Below are 1,345 nucleotides of genomic sequence, written 5' to 3'. Positions count from 1 at the left end.
CGTTCTTGCCGCAAGACAGAAAGCTCTGGCCGTTCATATGGAACCCGTGGTTGAGGAATACATTGTTCAGCTGATCAATGCCACCCGTCACCCGGCCCTTTACAATGAACGTCTGGGTGAATACCTGGATTACGGTGCCAGCCCCCGGGGTACGATTGCCCTGGATCGATGCGCCCGCGCCAGAGCCTGGCTGAACGACAGGGACTATGTCAGCCCGGATGACGTTCAGGCAGTTGCCCACGATGTCCTTCGGCACCGACTGTTGCTGACTTTCGAAGCCGAGGCCGAAGGAAAAGATGCTGATCACATCATTGATCAGTTACTGAACCTGGTTCCCGTTGCCTGAGCCAGGAGCAAAGCATGAGTGGAGCATACTCACAACTGAATGAGCTGGTCAGCCTGCGTTTTCAGGCCAGAGAACTGGCCATTTTCCGTCAAAATCATTCCCACAGTCTGCTGGCAGGTACCGGCTATTCCCCTTTCAAGGGCAGAGGGATTGACTTTGAGGAGGTGCGTGCTTATCAACCGGGTGACGACATCCGGTCCATTGACTGGCGTGTCACTGCACGCAGGATGAAACCTCACACAAAACTTTTCAGGGAAGAGCGCGAGCGCCCGGTACTGGTTATGGTTGACCAGAGCCATTCGATGTTTTTTGGCAGTCAGTTAAACTTCAAGTCTGTCACTGCTGTCGAGGCTGGTGCCCTACTGGCCTGGGCCACGCTCCTGCACAGTGACCGTATTGGAGGTCTGATTTTTGATGAACAGGGACTCAGTGAGATTCGTCCCAAGCGTTCTAAAAAAACCTTGATGCACCTGCTCAACAAGCTTGAACACCATAATAGAAGCCTTAAGGCTGAAACCATTCCTCACCACCAACAGGACAACTATCTGAGCAAAGCATTGCGACACGCTCGCAGGGTCGCCCACCCGGGCACTCATGTTTTCGTTATCAGTGATTTTCAGCGACTTGACGAAGAGAGCTTTCGTCACCTGTCCCGGCTTTCAGGACATTGTGAATTAATCGCCGTACAAGTGACAGATCCACTGGAATCTGAGCTACCCAGACCGGGGCGCTATGACATTACCAATGGCATTCACCGGCAAACTATCAATACACGCTCCAGAGACCTTCGCCAGAAATACCGATCCCGGCATCATCGTTTCCAGACCTTACTAAAAGACCAGCTGGCCAGCCTAAAGGTGCCTCTTCTGGAGCTAGGGACTGATCAGGACACAGGCAGTCAGCTTCAAGCCTGGTTTGGCTCCCGAATGAATCCCCGGAGGTCGGTATGACACCAAATCCTCTGGATCAACTCCGGCCCAATCATCTACCCGATCCCGT

General features: G+C 53.2%; 2 protein-coding genes. Both read left to right on the top strand.

What is annotated here, in order from left to right:
- On the top strand, nt 1-346 hold a 346-nt coding region (locus tag KDK18_RS10225), incomplete at its 5' end, for a MoxR family ATPase (RefSeq protein ID WP_257254799.1).
- 14 nt (nt 347-360) lie between these two features.
- Nucleotides 361-1,296, top strand: coding sequence for a DUF58 domain-containing protein (locus KDK18_RS10220; protein WP_257254798.1), 936 nt, complete (start codon nt 361-363; stop codon nt 1,294-1,296).
- Nucleotides 1,297-1,345 lie beyond the last annotated feature (49 nt).

The sequence above is a fragment of the Endozoicomonas sp. SESOKO3 genome (assembly GCF_024606255.1).
Note: the sequence above shows the minus strand (reverse complement) of the source record. Positions and strands in the feature narration are given on the sequence as shown.

What these genes read in the sequence shown, in the direction of transcription:
- KDK18_RS10220 (WP_257254798.1), top strand. Translation starts at nt 361, where the DNA reads ATGAGTGGAGCATACTCACAACTGAATGAGCTGGTCAGCCTGCGTTTT.